Genomic DNA, 21,140 nt, shown 5'->3' on the forward strand with positions numbered 1-21,140 from the left:
AGCGTCGGTCACCGAGGCCCCGTTCTTCGCCTCGAGCAACCACCTCACGACGCACGAGCCAAACCCGCGGCAAGCGGGGTCGGCGGCTTGCCGGTGAGGCACGCGAGGTCACCGGTGGTCTCACCGAGCAGGCCGTCACGGATGTCGGTGTCGAGCCCCACAACAAAGCCCACCAGGCCCGCGTCGAGTCCGAATCCCGTCAGCATGTCCGCGTGCGCGGCCGGGGTGAGGTTGCGGAAGGTGACGTCACTCCCGATGAGGGTGCCGATGGTCGCCGCCAGCTCGTCGAAGTCCCAGGCGTGGTCGCCCGGGAGCCCGAGGTCTGACCGGCCAGTACGTCGTCCAGCAGGGCCACCGCCTCGGCATCCGCATAATCGGGGCGGCTGGCCGTGTGCTCGGGAGCCAGCAACAGGGCGGAGGTCGTGGCCTTGGGGCACTCGTGTCGACACGGAGTCGGGCCACGCGCTCGCCATGCGACTCCTGCCGTTCTGGACTGGATCGCCGGCAACACCGTGTAACACGTGCACGCGAAATCGCGGATCCCGAGTCAGAACGGCGCAGGCTCGTCGCGGTCCGCCTGCCGTACGGTCTTCTCCGGGGAGGGCAACTTCTCCGCGCGACGCATGCCCGAGAACGCGACCGCCCAACGATGCTGGCGCGGCGTGGTTGCTGATGCAGGGTCATACGCAGCTCGCCCGACTATGCTGACCGCGGCGGCAGCGAGTTGCCAATGCGGAAATGGCGGTGGCGGTGAAGCCTTCGGGGTTCGACCTGGATGCCCGGTTGCGGCGCTACCCGTGGGTGTCGCGGGCCATGAACGCGGAGGCCGTCTACGGCACTGTGCTGACCGCGGGTCTCATTTCCGCGTTCTCCCTGTACAACCCCGGCCTGCCGGCCCTCATCGCCCGTACCGTGGGAACCGTCCTGGTGTTTTGGGGCGCGCATGTGTACGCCGAGATCGTCGGCAATCGGGACCTGAGCTGGCGGGAGGCGGTCCGTGAGGCGCTGCAACGCTCAGCCGGGCTGTTATGGGCGCTCATCGTGCCGGTAGCCTGCCTGATCCTCGCCGCATTCCTCGGGTGGTCGATAGATGCGGCCGTAGACCTTTCACTGTGGGCTGCTGTGGTCACCCTCGCGCTTCTGGGTTGGTGGGCTGCCCGGCAACGGCAGGCCGGTTCACGCGCGAAGCTCGCCACCGCGGCGGGAACGGCGGGCATGGGCTTGGCACTGATCGCACTCAAGGCGCTGGTGCACTGAGCGAGGCGCGACCGCCGGCGACGGCGGTCCGGTCAGGCGCTGTCGTCTTCAGCGAGAAGCCTGTCGATCTGCCCCATGGCCTGGCGCATACCCTCCTCCATACCCAGCTCGCAAATCTGTTGCATTTGCTCGAGGCTCGCAAACGTCGACACCGTGGTCATGCGGGTACGACCGTCGGCCTCCTCCAGAGTCACCACGGCCCGCACCGAGCCCATCTCGAGAACCGGGTCACCGTTCTCGTCGGCGAAGCCGTCCTCGAATTCCAACCGGCGCGGCGGCTGGATCAGCGTGGTCACCCACCAGCCGGGCCCCTTCTCGCCGTCCGGGCCGGTCATGTAGTAGTTCGACCGGCCGCCGGGCACGAAGTCGTGCCGCTCGAAGGTGGCCGGCCAGGTCGGCGGGCCCCACCAGCGCTCGAGCTGACGCGGGTCCTCCCAGAGCTGCCACACCCGCTCCGGGCTCGCGTCGAAATCGGCCACGAAGGTGAGGGTCAGCGCCTCGGTGTCGGTGTTCGAACTGATGACGGTCATGATTTCTCCTTCGGGGTTTTAGCTTTCTGGTCTCAGAACAGGATGTCGCTTATTTCTTCCGTGGTGAATACCCCGTGGGTATGAAAACAGGGACAGATCGACGGCACGGAGGGCACCTGGCCGTTCGAGAAGTGCACCGGCATGCCGTCGGGTGCGATGGGCAAGGTCGTGGCGACGACCGGTCCGGCTCGAGCACCGGGCCTAGAAGCCGACCACGCGCGAGCGCTGCGCGACCGCCGCCTCACCGTAGGGATAGTCGGAAATAACCGGTGAACTGAGTGCGCCTAACAGTTCCAGGTGCTCTGGGCTCAGTTGCACGTCGGCCGCGGACAGGTTTTCCGCGAGCTGCTTCACACTCCGCGCCCCGAGGATGACCGACGTCACCGCCGGTTGCACCTCAAGCCAGGCGAGGGACACCTGCGCGCTCGTGGCACCAATCTCGGCTGCAACCTCAGCGACGGCGTCGATGATGCGCCAGGTGCGTTCCTGCTTGTTACGCGGACCCCAGGCTTCCATCCCGCGCGCGGGATCCTCGCCGAGGCGCGTGGCTCCGGTGGGGTCCGTGTCGCGCCGGTACTTACCCGACAACCAGCCTCCGCCGAGGGGCGACCAAGGGAGAAGCCCCAGACCCGCGTCGAGTGCGGCCGGCACGATCTCCGATTCGATTTCGCGCACGAGGAGGCTGTACTGCGGTTGCAGGGTGACCGGCGGCGTGAAACCGAGCGCCCGCGCCACGTACACGGCCTTCGTCAGCTGCCAACCCAGAAAGTTGGAGAAGCCGTAGTAGCCGATTTTCCCGCTCCGGATGGCGTCGTCGAGAAAGCGCAGGGTCTCCTCCAGCGGCGTCAACGCGTCCCAGGCGTGCAGTTGATATAGGTCGACGTGATCCGTGCCCAGCCGGCGCAGCGAATCGTCAAGTGCCCGGTTCAGATGCCGGCGGCTGGTTCCCCGATCGTTGGGGCCGATGCCCATCGGAAACCTGCCCTTGGTCGCGAGAACGATCTGCTCACGCTCGGTCGGGTGCGAAGCCAGCCAGGACCCGATCATTTCCTCCGAGACCCCGGAGCTGTAGACATCCGCGGTGTCGACGAAGTTGCCGCCTGCCTCTACATATGTGTCCAGGAGTGTGTGCGCCATCTCCTGATCGGCCTCCGCGCCGAAAGTCATGGTGCCGAGGGCGTAGGTCGAAACGACCGCGCCGCTGTTGCCGAGTGTGCGATATTCCATGTGCGATTCCTGTTCTTTTTCGAGGCGGGGTGCCCGAGACCCTGCCATCAGTCTCACACGCTCGACTACGTCGATACCGCCCGTCCGTTGACCTTGAGGGCCACCCCGGGCAACCCTGTTCGACACCCATCGATTCCATGCCTTCTTCACCACCAGCACCGTCGACACCGTCGCCGCCGACACAACCCACCGCACTCACGCCACGATAGCGCTCGTGAATGCCGACCTTAGAGCAGTTCCTTGGCGCACCTGCCCGAGCACTGGCCCTGGGAGAAACCCAGGACGGCCCTGTTCGACCAGAACTTTCGACCGCGACAACCCGACCCCACCTGACCAAGCAGCCGACACCGGCATCAACAGGAACACCAGCGGAACACCCCGGGCCGCGAGACCCGGACCGCATCCGCGCCTGAAACTCCCAAAGCCCCCCAACCGATATCAGAATTCCCTCACAAGCCAGCCGGTGGACTCAGGCTAAGCAGCCGTGCTCGTCGGCCGTGTGACGCGAGTCCTCACGGTCGAGCCAGTCTCCCAAAAGCTGTCTCTCGGTCGCGGTGAGCACGGTTGTGTCGGCTAGAGACGCTCGAAACTGCACAGCAGCAGTGACCGCAGCGGACCCGAATGTCGGTCCGGCGTCGTTCACAACAGATGCGAGAACCGCTTCACGAGTGGATGGGATACCTGGAAGCTCGGAAACGTCGAGCATCCCGGCTTTGGCTGCGCGGCGGAGAGGACCGGCGAGAATGGTTGCTGCCGCCACAGAAGCGGGAGTGGTTTGACCTGGCCGCGATCCTCTATACGGCGGGTGGCTGCACACCGGCCGCGCGGCTGACGGCACGCGTGGACATTCCATCACGCCCGACGTCGACAAGGAGGGTCGTCGCGGCAGCGATGAGCCGAGCGCGGGTCTTGCGCCCGGTGTGAGTCAATTCCTTTTGCACATTCCGACCGTGACAGACGGCAGTTGGCGGCAGCCAAGGTCGTGATAATGTGCCAGTGGCATCAGTGTACGTAATTACTGAAATCTGAATCTCCCAGACCCAGCTGAAGGATCCCGGCATGGATTTTAGCAGACGTCATTTCTTGATCGGCTCCGGAGCGGTGTCATTACCCCTGCTCCTGTCAGGATGCGGTTTCGCGCCGCAGCAGTCAACCTCTACGGCCACGGGGTCAAAAACGTTGACATTCACTACGTGGGGCACAGACGCGGAGCTCGCAAGTTTCGCTCGCGCCATCGCGTCGTTCGAGGAGGCTAACGCGGGAACGAAGATCGAGCTGAATTCGGTTCCCTACGGACAGATGTTCACCAACATTGATGCCCAGCTGCAGGCGGGGAATCCGCCGGACATCTTCCGCGTGCCGTATTACACGTTTGGCAGTTACGCCGGTCGGGACCAGCTTTTGGACTTGAGCCCGTACCTGGAGTCCGGATTTTCCGATCGCTTCACCGACGCGGCCTGGGCGGCCGTGCAGGGTAACGATAAGCCGTTCGGGGTGCCTCACCACACCGATACCTCCGTGATCCTGTACAACAAAGCCACCCTGGAACTGGCCGGGATCACGTCGGTTCCCACCTCTCTCGACAGCGCCTGGACGTGGGACGAGCTGTCCGAGGTCGCCGCGACCCTCCGTGCCGCCCAACCCGCAGAGGCCTACCCAATGGCCTACAACTGGCAGGGTAATGGCGTCACCCGCTGGCTTAGCCTGCTCTTCCAGGCTGACGGCCGGTTCCTGGACACGAACCTCACCGACCCTGCGATCGACTCGGACGCAGGGTTGGCTGCCCTAGAGTTCTCGTCAAGCTTTTTCACGAAGAACTTCGTCCCGCCGAACAACACCATCAAGTCGGCCACGTTCGCGAGCGACACATGGTACTCGCAGACCTCGGCGATGGTTTGGTCCGGTGCGTTCGCTATCCCGGATGCCACAAACACACTCGACTTCGAGTGGGGCGTGACCTTCGCGCCACGTGGTAAGCGCGGTGGGGGCGACTTCGGGGGGAATGCGCTCGTCGCCACTGCGGGCACCGCCAACCCGGAGCTCGCCGCAGCCTTCCTTGACTTCGTCACGGGCGCCACGCAAATGCGCGACTTCTGCGAGACCGCCTCACTCCTGCCGACCCGTAAGGATCTCAGCGAATCGGGCATCGCTTTCGATGTACGTCCCGAGCTCGCCCCCATCTTCCTCAGCCAGGCTTCAACGGTGCGCGCCAAGGACTCAAGCCAGGTGGCGTCCCCCGACATGTCGAGAATCATCACCGTACTCCAGGACAGCCTGGAATCGGCCTTCGCCGGTTCGACAAGTACCGCAGACACTCTGAAATCAATCGCAGAAGGGATCGCCCAAACCACGGGCAATTCGTGACAAAAGTCGCCGTCGTGCAGGACCGCGTCGCGGGCACCGTCGCGCCGTCGCTTACGCTTCCAAGGCGCCCGGGGCGTCGTAATAGTAAAACCGTGCGCGAGGCACTCGCGGGGTGGCTGTTTCTGACCCCGAACATGCTGCTGCTTTGCCTATTCGTGCTCGTCCCGCTCGTGTGGACCGTGGTGATCAGCTTTCAGGAGACCAACGGGTTCGGGGTCGGTGAATACGTAGGTGTCGCCAATTATGAGCGCCTTCTTAGCGATCCGCTCTTTTGGAGATCCACGGCGAACACCCTGCTGTTCACAATCATCGTGACGCCTCTATCGATGGTCCTTGGCCTCGGCGCAGCCGTGCTATTCAACTCGATCCTTCCCGCCCGAGGCGTGTTCCGTTCCATTCTCATCATCCCGATGGCTATCTCGGGCGTCGCCACCGCACTGATTGGTGTACTCGTTTTCAACGAGAACAACGGCATCCTCGACAATTTGATCCGATTTATCGGACTTCCGAGCGTTAACTGGCAGTCCGGTGGATTCGCCGCGTTCGTGTCTGTTGTTCTCGTGACGTTGTGGTGGAGGGTCGGATTCAACATGCTCATCTACCTGGCGGGCCTTCAGAGCATCGGCCCCGAACTCTATGAAGCGGCCGAACTGGATGGGGCGGGTTTCTGGGTCCGATTCCGGAATGTGACAGTGCCCCTGCTTGGCCCGTCGTCATTCTTTCTGCTCATTCTCAACGTCATCTATTCCTTCCAAGTCTTCGACATCGTGTTCGTGATGACCGGCGGCGGCCCACAGAATGCCACATCCGTGCTTGTCACATACGCCTATGACACGGGTTTCGTGACTCGCGACCAGGGTTACGCCGCCGCTATCGGTGTCGTGCTTCTTCTCGTAACCTTTATCTTCACTGCGGTACGGTGGCGAACCAGCCGCAGCCGGGACCTGGTCGAATAAGGACACAATCGTGACAACATCCATCCTCTCGCCAGCGCCGGCGACCCGCAGGCAGAAGACAACAAGATTAGGGGCGCCGCGCTCGCGCAGAGGCTCGCGACGGGGGCTCGTAGCCCGCATCGTTGCGGCGATCCTCATCAGCATCGTTGTGCTGTTCCCGCTGTACTGGATGCTTGTAGTCGCGTTCTCATCGCGGTCCGAGCTGCTGGGTGGCACACTGCGTCTCTGGCCGCGTACCCTGACAGTCGGAAACTTTGAGCGCGTCCTCGCAGGGTTCCCGATTGCCACATGGTTTAGCAATTCCGTGGCGATCTCGATCACGGTGGCAGTTCTCACGGTGCTCGTCAACCTGTTAGGCGGGTATGCCCTGTCGCAGCTCAAGTTCCGCGGTTCGAACGTCGTTTTTCTCATCGCCCTGACAACGTTGATGATCCCCGTGCAGGTGATTATGGTGCCGCTGTTTCGGCTCGTAACGAACCTCGGGCTTTACGGCAGCTACTGGGCGGTCATCCTGCCCACGGCCGCGAGTGCTTTCGGGTTGTTCCTCGCACGCCAATTCATTCTCTCCATCCCGCGCGACCTGATCGAGGCGGCGCGCATCGACGGGGCTAGCCACTTTAGAGTGTTCACGAGTATAGTTTTGCCGCTCTCAAAGCCGCTGATCGCTGTGCTGTTCTTCATGACGCTGCTGCAGTCCTGGAATGATTTCGCCTGGCCACTTATCGCCCTCAAGCAGAACGAACTCTTCACCCTGCCGATCGGCCTGCTCTACTTGCAGGGCCAATTCGGGTCGGATTTCGGTGCAACGATGGCGTTCGCCCTTATCAACGTGGTGCCCATGGTGGTGCTGTTTCTGGTGTTCCAGCGCTTCTTCGTGCAGGGATTCGCGCGCAGCGGCATCAAATAGGTGTGGCTTGTGAATTCGTCGAGTATCCGACCCGATGTGGCCGGGCTGGGACCGGGTCGAGGCGGCGATCCGCCCGACGTTGCGCGCATCGATGAATGCTGTTCGTGGCCGACCACGATGACGTCAGCGCTTCGGGTCCGGCTGCGGCATCCGCACGTGTCGAGCCGACCATTGTTTTTGAGTCGAGCACGCTGGGTAAGCAAGCGTGGCCGCGGCATCCGCGGGCCAGCACCAACCTGGCTGATCACCGTTCCGCGCTCGAGCTGGTGGGCGCTGGTCTGCTCAACCCGGAGAACCGGTGGCAACCTGTGAAGATCCACAACAAGGCGACGGAGGTGGACGCATGATCGTGCTGCTCTCGCTGTTCGTCAGCGATGGTCAAGCGAAAGTCGAACTCGCGGTTGCCCACGGAAAACGCGGGTTCGACGGTCGCTAGGCGCTGCGTGAACGCCAGGACGACCACGAGGCGGCACGAGCAGTTTTCGCGTGCCGCAGACTCGGCGACTGAACGGCGTTCGCCGGGGTCTGCGATGGGTCTAGCCGATACGGATGAGTTTCTTGTTCACGAATTCGCTGGCACCGTAGCGTCCGAGTTCGCGCCCGAAGCCGCTTCTTTTCACTCCGCCGAACGGTAGCTCCGCGCTACCGGCGTCGACGAGGTTGACGTAGACCATGCCGGCCTCGATGCGGTCGGCAACCCGCAGTGCCTGCTCGGGATCGGTCGTGAACAGGTAGGAGCCGAGCCCGAACGGAGTGTCGTTCGCGAGGGCGATGGCTTCATCTTCTGAGCCTGCCCGGTAGACGAACGCTACGGGGCCGAAGAACTCCTCGTGGTATGTGTCGTTGTCTCGCGTGACATCGGTGAGCACGCCAGACGGGTAGAAGTTACCAGACCGTTTGCCAGTGCTCGCCAAGGTCGCTCCCTGTGCGACTGCGCGCTCGACCTGCTCCGCGAGATGTTCGGCCGCGTCGAGGGACGAGAGGGGTCCGTAGTCTGCCTCGGGGACGGTCGGGTCGCTGGGAGAGCAAGCCAGGATGGCGGCGGTGAACTTCTCCGTGAACTCATCGTAAAGTTCATCGATCACGATAAATCGCTTGGCGGCGTCGCAGGCCTGCCCGCCATTGCGGAGGCGACCGGCAACGGCGGCATCCACTGCGGCGGCCATGTCGTCGGTACTCAGCAGAATGAACGGGTCTGATCCGCCCAGCTCCAGCACGACCTTCTTGAGGTGACGACCGGCCACCTCGGCAACGGCCGCGCCGGCGCCCTCCGAACCGGTGAGGGAGACGCCCTGCACCCGCGGGTCGGCGATGATCGTGGCGACCTGCTCGCTGTCCGCGTACACATTGGTATAGGCGCCAGCCGGAAAGCCTGCGTCCTGGAAGATTTGCTCAATCGCCGCGGACGACTCCGGGCACTGCGACGCATGCTTGAGGATGATCGTGTTGCCCGTCATGAGGTTCGGTGCGGCGAAGCGCGCAACCTGGTAGTACGGGAAATTCCACGGCATGATCCCAATCAGCACACCGAGCGATTTGGAACGCATGAACGCGGAACCCTCGCCGCTGAGCAGGGCGATTGGTTCGTCCTTCAGAAATTCCTGCGCGTTGTCGGCGTAGTACCGGTAGATGTCGGCGGCGTAGTCGACCTCGCCGAGCGCTTGATCGACGGGCTTGCCCATCTCGCGCACGATCATGGCCGCCAGCTCGTCACGGCGCTCCTCATGCAAATCGCCGACCCTGCGCAGGAGCGCGGCCCGCTCGTTGGTTGAAGAGCTGCGTGACCAGCCGTGGTGGGCCTCATCCGCCGATGCGATAACCTGCTCGATTTCATCAGCAGAAAGCTGGGGGTAAGTTTTGATGGTCTCGCCTGTGGCGGGGTTGACAACGGCATGGTGGCTCACGAGCCACCTCCTTTCACGGTCGGACTACTGTTCCGGAAATTGGCACTGATACGAGCCAACCATGTTCGCGGGATTTGTCAAGGCGAATGAGGCCAGCGGAAGTTGCGGCGGCTCGTTTCGTCTCGGTGTGGTCTTCTTAGCCTGAATCCCCGGGTCGACGTGAGATTTTGACGGCGCGTTATACCGAGAATACCCAGCTGATCGGGTTAAATAAGATTTGTCGAAAGTTCAAATTTACCAAACAGATGAGCATCTTGTAGATGCAAGCCACCCACACCAACCGCACCGTTTCTGCATCATTCACCGACCCGAATCTTGTGTCGTGCGCTGAGTTGGTCCCGATCATGAAATTGGCCGCCCGAGCGGGGCCGGCGACCCTGGCCGATCAGTGGCTGACCGTCCCCGCCGACAAGGGTGCCAATGCCGGCTTGAAAGTCAGCTCACTGGTCGGAGGGATGGTCGCCGGCGCAGACTCGATCGACGACCTCGCGATTCTTCGTCACGGCGGCATGCGGAAGGTCTTCACCAACTGATAAGCGACGTCGACGTTGTGGGCGTTCCTGCGCGACTTCACGTTCGGTCACGTCCGGCAGCTCGACGCCGTCGCCTCACGCTTCGTGCGGGGCCTCGCGCCCGAAACCCCACTCCGGCGTGCGCGGCCTCAACGTGTTGCTCGCAGCGCTGAAAACTGACGTGTCAGCGCCGATCATCATCAGCGCCGATCATCATCGGTCAACGGCTCCGCCGCGGTGCGTGCGGGTCACCGCGCGGCGCCGCCCGTTTGATCCGTGATGCCCTCGCCACCACCAAACGGCTCCACGGAGCCGAAAAAACGCGCGTGCTCCTCCGCGCCGACTCTGCCTGCTACGGTCACGCCTCAATCAGTGCGACCCTCACAGCCGGTGCCGACGTCTCCGTCACCGCCCGCATGGAACCCGCCATCAAACGAGCGATCGGAACGATCCCCGACAACGCCTGGACAGCGATTGAATACACCAACGCGATCAATGACAACAGCACGAAAACGTGGATCACGTAGCACCGAAGTCGCCGAGGTCCCGTTCACCGCGTTCACGTCCCGCAAGAAGGCCGAGAACATCACCAGGTGCCTGGCTGCCTCGTGTTCGCGGGGCGTGACACGGCCGGCAAGGGCGGCACCATCAAACGCACCACCGCGCAGGTGAGCCCCCGGGTCTTCCGAGTCGCGGCACTACCGTTCCCACTGAACGCGAGAAGACCCAGCTGTACATCCAGCGTTACCTGGAGCATTTCCCCGCGGCCGGCGAGGTGGTCCTCTTCGACCGCAGCTGGAACAACCATGCGGGCGTGGAGCGGGTGATGGGTTTCTGCACTCCGGATCAGACCGAGCACTTCCTGCGGATGACGCCGCTGGGCGCTTTGGTATGTCGCGCATACCGACGACAAGAAGAGGGTCCGCCTCGACATCATCAGCCACCTCCTCAGCCAGGTGCCGTACGTGCCGTTCCCCGGGCTCGACGTCAGGCTCCCCCAGCGCCAGAAGCGCGGTGACTACCGGGGGCCGAAGTTGACAGTTCGACAGATTCCGACCCCGTTCATAGTCACGTCGCGATGCCCGTCGCGATGGGGAGCCGATGATGCAAGCCACAACCGCAGCATCCACTGCCCCGGCGCCGGCCGCCGCCTGAACCAGCTTTCCTGAACTAGCCTTGACCTGCACGGTCCAACGGCGGGTGGGGGTAGATGTGACATTGCTTGAAGGTGCGATTATCCTGATCGCCGGGCTGGCCGCGGGAGTCATCAACGTGGTCGCCGGCGCCGGAACACTCATCACCTTCCCCGTTCTTCTGGCGTTGGGCGTGCCGCCGATCACGGCGAACGTGTCCAATACCGTGGGTCTGATCCCTGCGTCTATTGCCGGCGCCCACGGCTACCGACGCGAGTTGCGGTCGCAGTGGCGCCCCGTAGCTGTGATGGCGATCTTCTCCGCCGTGGGCGGCATCGTCGGCGGTCTGCTCCTGCTCGCCCTGCCCGCACAGGCGTTCGCCGGCGTCGTGCCCTTCCTGCTGCTGCTGGCCGCGGTGCTCTCGGCGATCCAGCCTCGGGTGGCCGGCTTCGTGCGACGTAAGGCGCCGGCGGCACCCGCCGGCACACTGCTGACCAAAACGGATACGCGTCCCCTCACCCTCGGGCTCATCCTCGGGGTGCTCGCGACAGGCGTGTACGGCGGGTATTTCGGCGCCGCCCAGGGGGTCGTGCTGCTCGCGCTGCTGGGCATACTCTGGTCCACCGACATACACCGGGCAAACGGCACCAAGAACGTGCTCGCCGGAGTCGCGAACATCGTTTCGGCGATCATCTTCATCTCCAGCGGGACCGTGGACTGGAGAATCGCTCTCCTCATCGGCATCGGCTCCGCGGCGGGCGGCTGGCTGGGTGCCCGTATCGGCCGCACGCTCTCCGCGCCGGTACTGCGCTCCATCCTGGTCGTGGTCGCGGTGACCGCCGCAGTGGTGCTCTTCCTGAGCTAGGGGGCGGAGCCGCCCGGGCCCGGCGCCGAACAAATTCGACGGAGATTTTGAGGCAGCGCGCAATTTTGGGCAGGTTTGGAGCCGTTTCGGCCCAAATCTCCGTCGAATTCGTCAGGGAGACCGGATGCCGCAGTCTGGCGCGGGCGGGTGGCGCAGTCTGGCGCGGGCGGGTGGCGCGCCACCGTCTGAGACGGGCGGCGCGCCACCGCGTGTCACCTGAGGATGCGAATGAGCTTCTTGTTGGCAAACTCCGCGATGCCGAAGCGTCCCAGTTCACGGCCGAAGCCGGACCTCTTCACTCCACCGAAGGGCAGCTCTGCTCCGTCGAGGAGCGAGCCGTTGATGAAGACCATCCCGGCGTCGATCTGGTCAGCCACGCGCAGGGCCTGTTCCGGGTCGGTGGTGAAGAGATACGAACCCAGGCCGTACGGGACGTCGTTGGCCACCTGCACGGCCTCGGCCTCGTTCGCCACGCGATAGACGGCGGCGACCGGGCCGAAGAACTCTTCCCGGTAAGCGTCACTCTGAGGGGACACGTCGGTCAGGACCGTCGGCGAGAAGAAGGCGCCCATGCGGTTTCCCCGCGCGGTGACGGTTGCGCCCTGGGCTTCGGCGCGCTGGAGCTGTTCCTCGAGGCCCTCGGCGGCACCGAGGGAGGACAGCGGGCCGAGCGTGGTGTCCGGCGACGTGGGGTCTCCGGGAACGTTGCCGGTGATCTTCGCCGTGAAGCTCGCCAGGAAGGCGTCGTACAGGCCGTCGATCACGATGAAGCGCTTGGCCGCGTTGCAGGACTGACCGGAGTTGTCGAGGCGGGCGTCGACGGCGGCGTCGACCGCTTCGTCCATATTGTCCGTGCTGAGCAGGATGAACGGGTCGGATCCGCCCAGTTCGAGCACGACCTTCTTGAGGTTGCGGCCGGCGACCTCCGCGACCGCCGCACCCGCGCCTTCAGAACCGGTCAGCGACACACCGCAGACACGGGGGTCCGGAATGATGATGTCGGAGATCTGAGCACTGGAGGCGTAGACGTTGCGGTATGCGCCGTCGGGGAAACCGGCATCCGTGAAGATCGCCTCGATCGCGGCAGCGGACTCGGGGCACTGCGAGGCGTGCTTGAGCAGGATTGTGTTGCCGAGAACCAGGTTCGGACCGGCGAAGCGGGCGACCTGGTAGTAGGGGAAGTTCCACGGCATGATCCCGACGAGCACTCCGAGGGAGGCGCTCCGAATGAACGCCGAGCCTTCACCACCGAGCAGCTCGATCGGTTCGTCGGCGAGGAAGGCCTCGCCGTGGGTCGCGTAGTACGAGTAGATGTCGGCCGCGAAGTCGACCTCGCCGAGGGCCTGCGCGACGGGCTTGCCCATCTCGCGCACGATGAGCTCGGCCAGATGCTCACGCCGCTCGGTGTGCAGGTCCGCGACACGCTGCATCAAGGCCGCGCGCTCGGCGACCGACGTGCGGCGAGAGAACTCACTGTGGGCACGGTCTGCGGCTCCGATGGCCTCGGTCACCTCAGCATCGGTTGCCAGAGTAAAACTCGGTCCGCTGTCCCCGGTGGCGGGGTTCGTGACTGTGTACTTGTTCATATTTTCTCCCCAAGCTTGCTTCATTGACGCCGATCGAGACGGGACCGCTGCTGCCGGAGCCGGTCGCGCCCGTGTCGTTACAGTCTGCCGCTGTCAGGGGTTTTGGGCAGCCATTTTGGTGAACTTTTTCGGCCTTCCGGGTCTGTCACCGGATTCCGTTCAACTGTCAGGCTGCACAACCCGTCGGCGTTCCAGTCGAGGCCGTGAGCGCAGAGCGCCGCGAGCTCGGCGCGGGGGTGCTCGGCGCGGGGGTGATCAAGCACGTCGTGCACGCTACCAGCCGCTCTGCAGCACCTCGTCGAGCCGGTCGACGAAGAAGTCCGCGCTCTCCCGACTCAAGCACAGGGGCGGCTTGATCTTCAGCACGTTCTGCCTCTCCGAGGTGGGCTGCACGATCACGCCGAGCTCCAGCATCCGTTCGCAGATGGCGGCGGTCTCGCTGACCGCCGGCTCCAGGGTGTCCCGGTCGCGCACGAGTTCCACCCCCAGGTACAGGCCCAGGCCGTGCACCATCCCGATCAACGGATGCCGTTCCGCGAGCTCTGCAAGCCGGCCTGCCAGGTGCCGGCCGACGGCATCCGCATTCTGCTGGAGGGATTCGTCCCGGATGACGTCGAGCACGGCCAGCCCCGCGACGCAGCTGACCGGGCTGCCGCCGGCCGAGGAGAAGAAGTTGCCCTCCCTGGCCAGGGATTCGGCGATGTCCCGGCGGGTGAGCACCGCGCCGAGCGGGTATCCGTTGCCCATCGCCTTGGCCACCGTGAGGATGTCGGGCACGACGCCCTGCTGCTGCACGCCCCAGAAGTGGCTGCCCAGCCGGCCGTAGCCGACCTGCACCTCGTCGGCGATGCACAGCCCGCCGCGTGCACGGACCTGCTCGTAGACACGGGCGAGGTATCCCGCCGGGGGCACGACGCCGCCGGCATTGCCCAGCACAGGCTCGCAGATGAACGCGGCCAGGTCAGCCCCCGGGCCCTCCGGATCGGCCAGCAGCCGGGCAAGGTCGGCCGCGTACTCCCCTGCCGCCCCGGCACCGCGATGCGTCCCGCGATAGGAGTTCGGAACATCCGCGATGTGCACCCAGTCGGGCCGGGAGGCCAAGGAGAAAGGGTTGTCGAAGGCCGAGGTCGACACCGCGTCGGAGGCCGACGTCCAGCCGTGGTAGCCCTCTTGTAAGGCGACGACGTTGCTGCGGCCGGTGTGGATCCGGGCCAGGCGCAGGGCCAGGTCCACGGCCTCGCTGCCGCTGTTGACCAGAAGCACGGTGTCGAGGATGGGATCCGGTGATGTCGCCACGATGTGTTCGCAGAGGTCGGCCAACGCCGAGTAGAGGAACCGGGAGTTCGTGTTGAGCAACGCCAGCTGATCGCTCACGGCACGGGTGAACCGGGGGTGGCTGTGCCCGATCACGGCGACGTTGTTGACCATGTCGACGTAGGAGCGCCCGTGGGTGTCGATCAGCAGTTCCTGCCAGCCGCGTTCGATCTGCGGCGGCCGTTCGTAGTACTTCTCCTGCGCCGCGGCCATCATGGCACCGCGCCGGGCCAGTTCGATCGCCGGGTCGACGACGGATGCCTGCGGCGCCAGCCCAAGCAGCCGCGCCGGGTCCGGTGCGAGGGTTGCCCACGCGGCGGCCCGGGAGGGCTGGGTGAAGTGCGGGACCGGCAGACCCGGGCGAGCGAGCTTCTGCACGGTCACCCGAGCAACCGGGCTCGCAACGCCCACGGGCTCCCCCGCGGCGATCGCGGCCCCCGGCACGAGGTTCGACACGATGCCGCCGATGCGCAGCCCGAAACCGGCCAGCGTCAGAACCAGAGTGTCGCCTCCGATCTCGGTGACCGAGGCAGCCGCCGGCGCGACGATCACCGAACCGGCAGGCAGGAAGACCTCGGTGAACAGCGCGAACGTGTCGGGTTCCCGGCGCGAGTGCGGCGGGGTTCGGGTGAGCCGGAACTGGCCGTAGGGGGCGACGGCGGCGCTGCGTCGGGCGAGGGCGGCCTGCGCGAGCCGCCACTCGGCATCCGTTGTCTGCCAAAGGCCGTCGGCCAGGGCCGGGCTGGTCACGGCGAAGTCGAGCATTTCGTAGTCGCCGTCGGCGAGCGCGGGGATCATCGGCACGGTCGTGTGTTCGGGCACGGTCGTGTGTTCGGCACCAGTGTGCGGCCGCCGACCGAGCGCCTGCCGGATGGCCGCGTCCGCTTCCTCCCAGCCGATCGCGCTGGCTGCGGCGAAGACCTGCCACTCGGCGTCCATCCGGTGCCTCGCGTAGTCGTTGTTCGCGTCGATCTGCACCTGCTGCTCGCCGCTGGCCACCAGCACCGCCCCGCGGAGCACGATCAGCGGCCAGAGCGCGGTGATCTCGGCCTCGGTCAGGGGAACGACCTCGTCGAAGGCGACGATCGCCTCGAGGGCCGCCAGCGGATTGTCCGGCATGTGGTGCAGAACGGATGCCGCCGTGACCGCCAGCTCCGCGACCAGCCACCCGGTGGCCAGATCGCCGAAGTCGATGACCCCCTCGGGCACGTGGTGGCCGTTCGGCAGCACCCGGCAGATCACGTTGTCATCGGTGATGTCCCCGTGGATGGTCTGCAGCCGCAGCGCGGACGCCACAGCCGCCAGACGTGCGGCGGCGCTGTCGGCGATGGCACGGAGCTGATCCCTGGTCTCTTCCGCCGGCACCCAGCGCATCAGCAGGTCGATCACGGCCTTCGCGTTGCGCAGGTCCCACTGCAGCGTGCGGTCGAGGCCGTCCGCCGCGAAGTCACGCAGGTGCAGCGACGTGGTGCCCGAGAGCCGGCCGAGCGCCCGGACCACCGGCGGGGCCAGATAGCCCCGCGCCTCGAGCGACGGGCCCTCGAGGAAGGTGAGCAGCCGCACCGGGAGGAGGGCGGCATCGGCTGCGTGCCAGTGCTGGCGGCTGAGGCCGTTCAGCCCCCGCACGGGCTGCGGCACGCGCATGCCGCGCTCGGTTAGGAACACCATCACCGCGTCCTGCGCGGCCAGCTCGGCGGCTGAGAAGGCCGGGTTGTCGACCTTGAGCACGTAGCGCTGCGTCGCTCCACCCGCGGAGTCACCGGCGGAGTCACCCGCGGAGTCACCGGTAGGGGCAGCAGTGGCGGCATTGGTGGAGTCACCGGTGGCGGCGCTGGTGGCGGCACTGGTGGCGGCACTGGTGGCGGTGATCAAAAAGTTGCGGTCCTGCTGGCTGCCGAGCTCGCGGGCCGTGCCGGTGATCCCGAAGAGCGAGGACGCCATCGATTCGGCGTCGGCCGCGGTGATATCCGGGCGCACGAGCCCCTGGCCGCTGAAGAAATCAAAACCAGGCACGTCGACGCTCCTCGCAGATAGTGCAATGAATCCTGCCAGTTTGGCACCAGGGCCGCTCGTTCTGTGCGCCCAACGCTCAGTTCGCGCGCAACTCGGAGCCCGGCGGGCAGGGATGACATCATCGAGAGAGACAGCGTCGTCGTCACAGACCAAGGGACGCGAGCGAACACTCGTGGATTCCGGGAACGAACAACGACCGAAAGCCGCCGCAGTGAACCACATAGCAGAGCCCTCCGACATCCGTCTCATCGTTTCAGACATGGATGGCACTCTTCTCGACGACGACGGCAACGTGCCCGACGCGTTCTGGCCGCTCCTCGACGACCTCCATCGGGCCGGGATCCTGTTCGTGCCGGCCAGCGGACGCCAGTATCAGACACTGCACGGCATCTTCGGCGAGCACGACGGACTCATCTACATCGCGGAAAACGGAACCAACGTGGTGCAGGACGGCATCAGCATCGACGTCGAACCCGTCGTGTCCGAGATCATCGCCCCCATCGTGGACTGGGTGCGCGGCACCGCCGCCACGGGCGCCGACTTGGGGCTCGTCGTCTGCGGCGCCCGGAGCGCCTACATCGAGCGCAGCGACGAGCGCTTCGTCAACCAGGTTCGCCGGTACTACGCAGCGGTCGAAGTCGTAGCGGATGTGCATGCGGCCGCCCTCGACGATGTCATCTTGAAACTGGCGATCTACGACCCTGCCCGCGCCGAACAGCGAAGCGGACCGGCCTTGCGCGGCCTTGGGCTGCCCGCGGAGGTCGTGGTCTCGGGCGAGAACTGGGTCGATGTGATGCGCCAGGGAGCGAACAAGGGTCGAGCGTTGGAACGGCTCCAGCAGCAGCTCGGAATCAGCCGGGCCCAGACGATGGCGTTCGGCGACTACCTCAACGACGCCGAGATGCTCGATGCCGCCGGGCACTCCTACGCCATGGCCAACGGCCACCCGAGCATCCTGGCGCGCGCCGCGAACATCGCGCCGTCGAGCTCGGAGGCCGGCGTGGTCAGCAGCATCCTCGCCGCCCTACCGCACCTGCAAAGTGCGCACGTGACCGCCTGATCGCCCGGTAGCTCCCTGCCGCGCCTCCGTCCCGAACGAATTCGACGGAGATTTTGCCCATATCGGGCCCGAACACGACGGAATGGTTGTTTTCGACGAGAATCTCCGTCGAATTGGTTCGCCGCCTCTCATCTAGTCCTGGCCGGCCGGATGATATATGATCCGAGAAGCGATAATAGAACTTTGTGTTCGATTATCGAACACGTTAGGACATGCACGCTACGACAGTGACGTCCGATTCACCCACGCAGAGCCCACAAAGAAGTGAGGAAGCCGTGCAGTTTCACCACCACGGATACGTGTCCACCGATCCCCGCATCCAGGATGCCGCCGGGGTCGGCCTCAATCGCCCGGGCGAGCTCCCCGAGAACGTCGACGTTCTCATCGTCGGAACGGGCCCAGCCGGCATGATCACCGCCGCGCAGCTCTCCCAGTTCCCCGGCATCACGACCCGCATCGTCGAGCGCCGCGGTGAGCGCCTCGCAATCGGGCAAGCCGACGGCATCCAGGCCCGCAGCGTCGAGACCTTCCACGCGTTCGGTTTCGCGGAACGCATCATCGCCGAGGCCTACCGCATCACCGAAATGGCCTTCTGGACACCGGACCCCGCCGACGTGACCCGCATCATCCGTTCGGCCCGTGCCGTGGACGACCCCACCGGCATCAGCGAATTCCCGCACCTGATCGTCAACCAGGCGCGTGTTCTCGATTACTTCGCCGAGGTGATGGCGCACTCCCCCACGCGAATGGAGCCGGATTTCGGCTTCGATTTCCGCAGCCTGGAGAACACCGACGAGGGCGAGTATCCCGTCACGGTGACGCTCGTGCACACCACCGGGGAGAAGCAGGGCCAGGAACGCGTCGTGCACGCCAAGTACGTGGTGGGCGCCGACGGTGCCCGCAGCGCTGTGCGCGACTCGATCGGCTGTACGCTCGCCGGCGACCAGGCATTCCACGCCTGGGGCGTGATGGACGTGCTCGCGGTCACCGACTTCCCGGACATCCGCATGAAGTGCGCGATCCAGTCCGAATCCGGCGGCAACATCCTGCTCATCCCGCGCGAGGGCGGATACCTGTTCCGCATGTATGTGGATCTCGGCGAGGTGGCCGCTGACGACAACGGGGCAGTGCGCACGACGACGATCGAGGAGATCATCGCGAAGGCCAACGGCATCCTCCACCCGTATACCCTCGACGTGAAGAATGTCGCCTGGCACAGCGTGTACGAGGTCGCCCATCGTCTCACCGATCGGTTCGACGACCTCCTCCCCCACGAGATCGGCACACGCACCCCGCGGGTGTTCATCACCGGGGACGCCTGCCACACGCATAGCGCCAAGGCCGGCCAGGGCATGAACGTGTCGATGCAGGACGGCTTCAACCTGGCCTGGAAACTCGGCTACGTGATCGAAGGCCGCAGCCCCGAATCCCTGCTCGGTACCTACTCTGCCGAGCGCCAGGTCATCGCAAAGAACCTGATCGATTTCGACAAGACCTGGTCGACCCTGATGGCGACGAAGTCGGAGGACCTGGAAGTTCCACTGGAGGAGTTCTATACGAAGACGGCCGAGTTCCCGTCGGGTTTCATGACGGAATACCCGCCGTCGATGCTGACCGGCGAGGCAACACACCAGCACCTCGCCACGGGATTCCCGCTCGGCAAGCGCTTTAAGTCCGCCCCGGTGGTGCGCGTCGGCGACGCCAACCCCGTGCAGCTCGGACACCACCACCGCGCCGACGGCCGGTGGCGCCTGTACGCGTTCGCGGATGCCGCTGTGTCCGGCGATGCCTCGGCGCTGACCGAGTGGGCCGAGTGGATTCGCACCTCACTCGAGTCGCCGCTGCTCGCGTACACCCCTACCGGGAGCGACATCGACAGTGTCTTCGACGTCAAGGTGGTCTACCAGCAAGAGCACACCGGGGTGGAAATCGGCCGGGTTCCGGGCGTTTTCCTGCCGATAAGAGGACCCTTTGAGCTGATCGACTACGAAAAGCTCTATGCAACCGACCCGGCGCACGACATCTTCGAGCTGCGCGGGATCGACCGCGGCGGTGCCGTCGTGGTGGTGCGCCCGGACATGTATGTGGCGAACGTGCTGCCGCTGACCGCGACCGCTGAGCTCGCGGCGTTCTTCCGACAGATGTTGCTGGTGCGGTAGCCGCTCCTGCGTTAGCCGCACCTGCGGACACCTCAGGCCGCGAGAGCGGGTGACTCGTCGCTTTGAGCTGCGCTGTTCGACGATTCTCCCGCTCTCGCAGCTAGTCGGCGGATGGCCTCTGCCGCTGCTTCTTGGTGGCCGACCGCTGTTGCTTCGCGGCGAGGTGCCTTCGGCCCGAACCACGAGTGGGTTTGGTCGGCCGGCGGATGGGCGCATCGGGAGCCAGGCCCGCGGCCACGATGTCGGCGAGCTTCGCCAGAGCGAGCTCGCGGTTGCGCAGCTGGGAGCGCCGCTCGGACGCGGTCACGGTGATCGCCCCGTCGACGAGGCCTTTGGCGAGGCGGGTGAGCAGGCGCATCCGCTGGTCGTCGGAAAGCGTCTCCGATTCGGCAACGCTCCAGATGAGCTCGACGCGGCTGTCGGAGGTGTTCACGTGCTGGCCGCCCGGCCCTGACGACCGCGAGAACCGCCAGCCGAGTTCGCGCTCGGGAATAATCAGCGCGGGCGACACCTCCAGATCCATGTGACCAGCGTGACACGATCTTGGGGTTGGTGTCGGCTGGGGTGCTCCGGTGGCCAAGCAACACCGTGATCGCGCCTGTCGAACTGTGGGGGCACTGTGCGCCCGGGTGGTGGCGGACAAAGCCACGTTTCTAGGAGGCGGTGGTGACTTGATTTCGGGAAGGCACGTTGACGCTGGTCGAGCCCGCCGAGACCGGTGAGCGGCTGGCCGGGTTCCCTCCCCCAGGCCGCCAGGTGCGGGTGGGGTCGTAGCAGTAGGGTGCCCGGACTTGGGGTGTGCCCCGGATCATGCGGATGTTCCAGCCCGAGGTGTCGATGCTGTGGTGGTGGTACCAGCAGAGCAGTACCCCGTTGGTGATCTCGGTTTTTCCGCCGCGGTGCCAGGGGGTGACGTGGTGTACTTCGCACCAGGCTGCGGGCACGGTGCACCCCGGAATGATGCAGCCGCCGTCGCGGGCGGCGATGGCGCGGCGCTGGGCCCGGTTGAAGAAACGATTCTCGGTGCTGAGGCTGAGGACCTCGTTCCTCAGGCCGAACACGATCTCCTGAAATCCGCCGGCGCAGAGCGCCTGCTTCACACTTGTCAGCGAGATCGGCGCTTCGACGCCGTCGATCCAGCCCACCCCGCGGCCCGCGGTCAGGTCGGCCTGGTTGACGTGGATCATGACGGTGGGGGCGGCGCCGCCCATGGTCGGGGTCCCCGCGTCACGGGTGGCGGCCTCGAACACACCGCGGAGGATGTCGGCGCGCTTCTGACCACCGTTACGGTCGTCGCTGAGGGCCGCGGCCTCGGCGCCCGGGATCAGCTGCCCGGCCGCCATGCGCGCCTGT

At 65.4% G+C, this 21,140-nt stretch carries 17 protein-coding genes and 3 pseudogenes; 12 read left to right on the forward strand and 8 right to left on the reverse strand.

From position 1 onward, the window contains the following. Window positions 1-44 precede the first annotated feature (44 nt). Window positions 45-473: a hypothetical protein gene (locus E3T40_RS02160; protein ID WP_134542554.1), complete on the reverse strand. Its 429-nt coding sequence runs from the start codon at window positions 471-473 to the stop codon at window positions 45-47. 277 nt (window positions 474-750) lie between these two features. On the opposite strand from E3T40_RS02160, the gene E3T40_RS02165 reads away from it, so the two are divergent. Next, window positions 751-1,257, forward strand: a complete 507-nt coding sequence (locus E3T40_RS02165) for a hypothetical protein (protein ID WP_134542555.1) — start codon at window positions 751-753, stop codon at window positions 1,255-1,257. 32 nt (window positions 1,258-1,289) lie between these two features. On the opposite strand, the gene E3T40_RS02170 is transcribed toward E3T40_RS02165, so the two are convergent. Both E3T40_RS02170 and E3T40_RS02175 read right to left on the reverse strand, forming a co-directional pair. Beyond that, a complete protein-coding gene (locus E3T40_RS02170) occupies window positions 1,290-1,787 on the reverse strand; it encodes an SRPBCC domain-containing protein (RefSeq protein WP_134542556.1) in 498 nt (165 codons plus the stop codon). A 201-nt stretch (window positions 1,788-1,988) separates the two neighbouring features. Next, window positions 1,989-3,014, reverse strand: a complete 1,026-nt coding sequence (locus E3T40_RS02175) for an aldo/keto reductase (RefSeq protein WP_134542557.1) — start codon at window positions 3,012-3,014, stop codon at window positions 1,989-1,991. Window positions 3,015-3,120: 106 nt separating this feature from the next. On the opposite strand from E3T40_RS02175, the pseudogene E3T40_RS17465 reads away from it, so the two are divergent. The 6 genes and pseudogenes from E3T40_RS17465 to E3T40_RS16850 all read left to right on the forward strand — a co-directional run. Further along, window positions 3,121-3,269, forward strand: a pseudogene (locus E3T40_RS17465) (IS1380 family transposase); the annotation flags it as partial. 924 nt (window positions 3,270-4,193) lie between these two features. Then, window positions 4,194-5,378, forward strand: a complete 1,185-nt coding sequence (locus E3T40_RS02185; protein ID WP_241981643.1) for a sugar ABC transporter substrate-binding protein — start codon at window positions 4,194-4,196, stop codon at window positions 5,376-5,378. Between the two features lie 14 nt (window positions 5,379-5,392). Next, window positions 5,393-6,334 carry a carbohydrate ABC transporter permease gene (locus E3T40_RS02190; protein ID WP_241981644.1) on the forward strand — a complete coding sequence of 314 codons (942 nt, stop codon included), beginning with the start codon at window positions 5,393-5,395 and terminating at the stop codon, window positions 6,332-6,334. Window positions 6,335-6,344: 10 nt separating this feature from the next. After that, complete coding sequence (locus E3T40_RS02195) at window positions 6,345-7,241, forward strand: carbohydrate ABC transporter permease (protein WP_241981645.1); 897 nt, start codon at window positions 6,345-6,347, stop codon at window positions 7,239-7,241. Window positions 7,242-7,336: 95 nt separating this feature from the next. Next, a complete protein-coding gene (locus E3T40_RS02200) occupies window positions 7,337-7,588 on the forward strand; it encodes a hypothetical protein (RefSeq protein ID WP_104101531.1) in 252 nt (83 codons plus the stop codon). Further along, on the forward strand, window positions 7,585-7,677 hold the full coding sequence (locus E3T40_RS16850) for an SsrA-binding protein (RefSeq protein WP_146067666.1): 93 nt from the start codon (window positions 7,585-7,587) through the stop codon (window positions 7,675-7,677). The genes E3T40_RS02200 and E3T40_RS16850 overlap by 4 nt, the downstream gene beginning before the upstream one ends. 100 nt (window positions 7,678-7,777) lie before the next feature. Here E3T40_RS16850 and E3T40_RS02205 read toward each other — a convergent pair whose 3' ends face one another. Beyond that, on the reverse strand, window positions 7,778-9,145 hold the full coding sequence (locus tag E3T40_RS02205; protein ID WP_104194671.1) for an NAD-dependent succinate-semialdehyde dehydrogenase: 1,368 nt from the start codon (window positions 9,143-9,145) through the stop codon (window positions 7,778-7,780). 260 nt (window positions 9,146-9,405) lie between these two features. Between E3T40_RS02205 and E3T40_RS16855 the strand changes: the two are divergent. From E3T40_RS16855 to E3T40_RS02225, 3 genes and pseudogenes are all read left to right on the forward strand, one after another. Then, window positions 9,406-10,245: pseudogene (locus E3T40_RS16855) on the forward strand (IS1380 family transposase); the annotation flags it as partial. A 20-nt stretch (window positions 10,246-10,265) separates the two neighbouring features. After that, a pseudogene (locus E3T40_RS17470) lies at window positions 10,266-10,675 on the forward strand (hypothetical protein). A gap of 194 nt (window positions 10,676-10,869) precedes the next feature. Further along, entirely contained in the window at window positions 10,870-11,655 is a 786-nt protein-coding gene (locus E3T40_RS02225) for a sulfite exporter TauE/SafE family protein (protein WP_104171242.1), read from the forward strand. A 212-nt stretch (window positions 11,656-11,867) separates the two neighbouring features. Here E3T40_RS02225 and E3T40_RS02230 read toward each other — a convergent pair whose 3' ends face one another. Then, the gene (locus E3T40_RS02230; protein ID WP_134542561.1) at window positions 11,868-13,241 is read right to left on the reverse strand and encodes an NAD-dependent succinate-semialdehyde dehydrogenase; all 1,374 of its coding nucleotides are present in this window, start codon (window positions 13,239-13,241) and stop codon (window positions 11,868-11,870) included. 273 nt (window positions 13,242-13,514) lie between these two features. Further along, entirely contained in the window at window positions 13,515-16,568 is a 3,054-nt protein-coding gene (locus E3T40_RS02235; RefSeq protein ID WP_134542562.1) for an aminotransferase, read from the reverse strand. A 211-nt stretch (window positions 16,569-16,779) separates the two neighbouring features. Between E3T40_RS02235 and E3T40_RS02240 the strand changes: the two genes are divergently transcribed. Both E3T40_RS02240 and E3T40_RS02245 read left to right on the forward strand, forming a co-directional pair. Further along, window positions 16,780-17,628: a Cof-type HAD-IIB family hydrolase gene (locus E3T40_RS02240; protein ID WP_370287849.1), complete on the forward strand. Its 849-nt coding sequence runs from the start codon at window positions 16,780-16,782 to the stop codon at window positions 17,626-17,628. A 275-nt stretch (window positions 17,629-17,903) separates the two neighbouring features. Next, window positions 17,904-19,787: an FAD-binding monooxygenase gene (locus E3T40_RS02245; protein WP_134542563.1), complete on the forward strand. Its 1,884-nt coding sequence runs from the start codon at window positions 17,904-17,906 to the stop codon at window positions 19,785-19,787. Between the two features lie 100 nt (window positions 19,788-19,887). Here the strand turns inward: E3T40_RS02245 and arfB are convergent, their stop codons facing one another. Both arfB and E3T40_RS02255 read right to left on the reverse strand, forming a co-directional pair. After that, window positions 19,888-20,310, reverse strand: coding sequence for an alternative ribosome rescue aminoacyl-tRNA hydrolase ArfB (gene arfB, locus E3T40_RS02250; protein ID WP_134542564.1), 423 nt, complete (start codon window positions 20,308-20,310; stop codon window positions 19,888-19,890). Between the two features lie 130 nt (window positions 20,311-20,440). Further along, window positions 20,441-21,140, reverse strand: a 700-nt coding sequence (locus E3T40_RS02255; protein ID WP_134542565.1) for an HNH endonuclease signature motif containing protein, incomplete at its 5' end; no start/stop codon positions are given.

The organism is Cryobacterium sp. TMT1-19, from assembly GCF_004403055.1.
Classification (GTDB): domain Bacteria; phylum Actinomycetota; class Actinomycetes; order Actinomycetales; family Microbacteriaceae; genus Cryobacterium; species Cryobacterium sandaracinum.

Coding starts and splice junctions, on each gene's coding strand:
- E3T40_RS02160 (WP_134542554.1), bottom strand. CDS start 473: ATGGCGAGCGCGTGGCCCGACTCCGTGTCGACACGAGTGCCCCAAGGC.
- E3T40_RS02170 (WP_134542556.1), bottom strand. CDS start 1,787: ATGACCGTCATCAGTTCGAACACCGACACCGAGGCGCTGACCCTCACC.
- E3T40_RS02175 (WP_134542557.1), bottom strand. CDS start 3,014: ATGGAATATCGCACACTCGGCAACAGCGGCGCGGTCGTTTCGACCTAC.
- E3T40_RS02200 (WP_104101531.1), top strand. CDS start 7,337: ATGCTGTTCGTGGCCGACCACGATGACGTCAGCGCTTCGGGTCCGGCT.
- E3T40_RS16850 (WP_146067666.1), top strand. CDS start 7,585: ATGATCGTGCTGCTCTCGCTGTTCGTCAGCGATGGTCAAGCGAAAGTC.
- E3T40_RS02230 (WP_134542561.1), bottom strand. CDS start 13,241: ATGAACAAGTACACAGTCACGAACCCCGCCACCGGGGACAGCGGACCG.
- arfB (WP_134542564.1), bottom strand. CDS start 20,310: ATGGATCTGGAGGTGTCGCCCGCGCTGATTATTCCCGAGCGCGAACTC.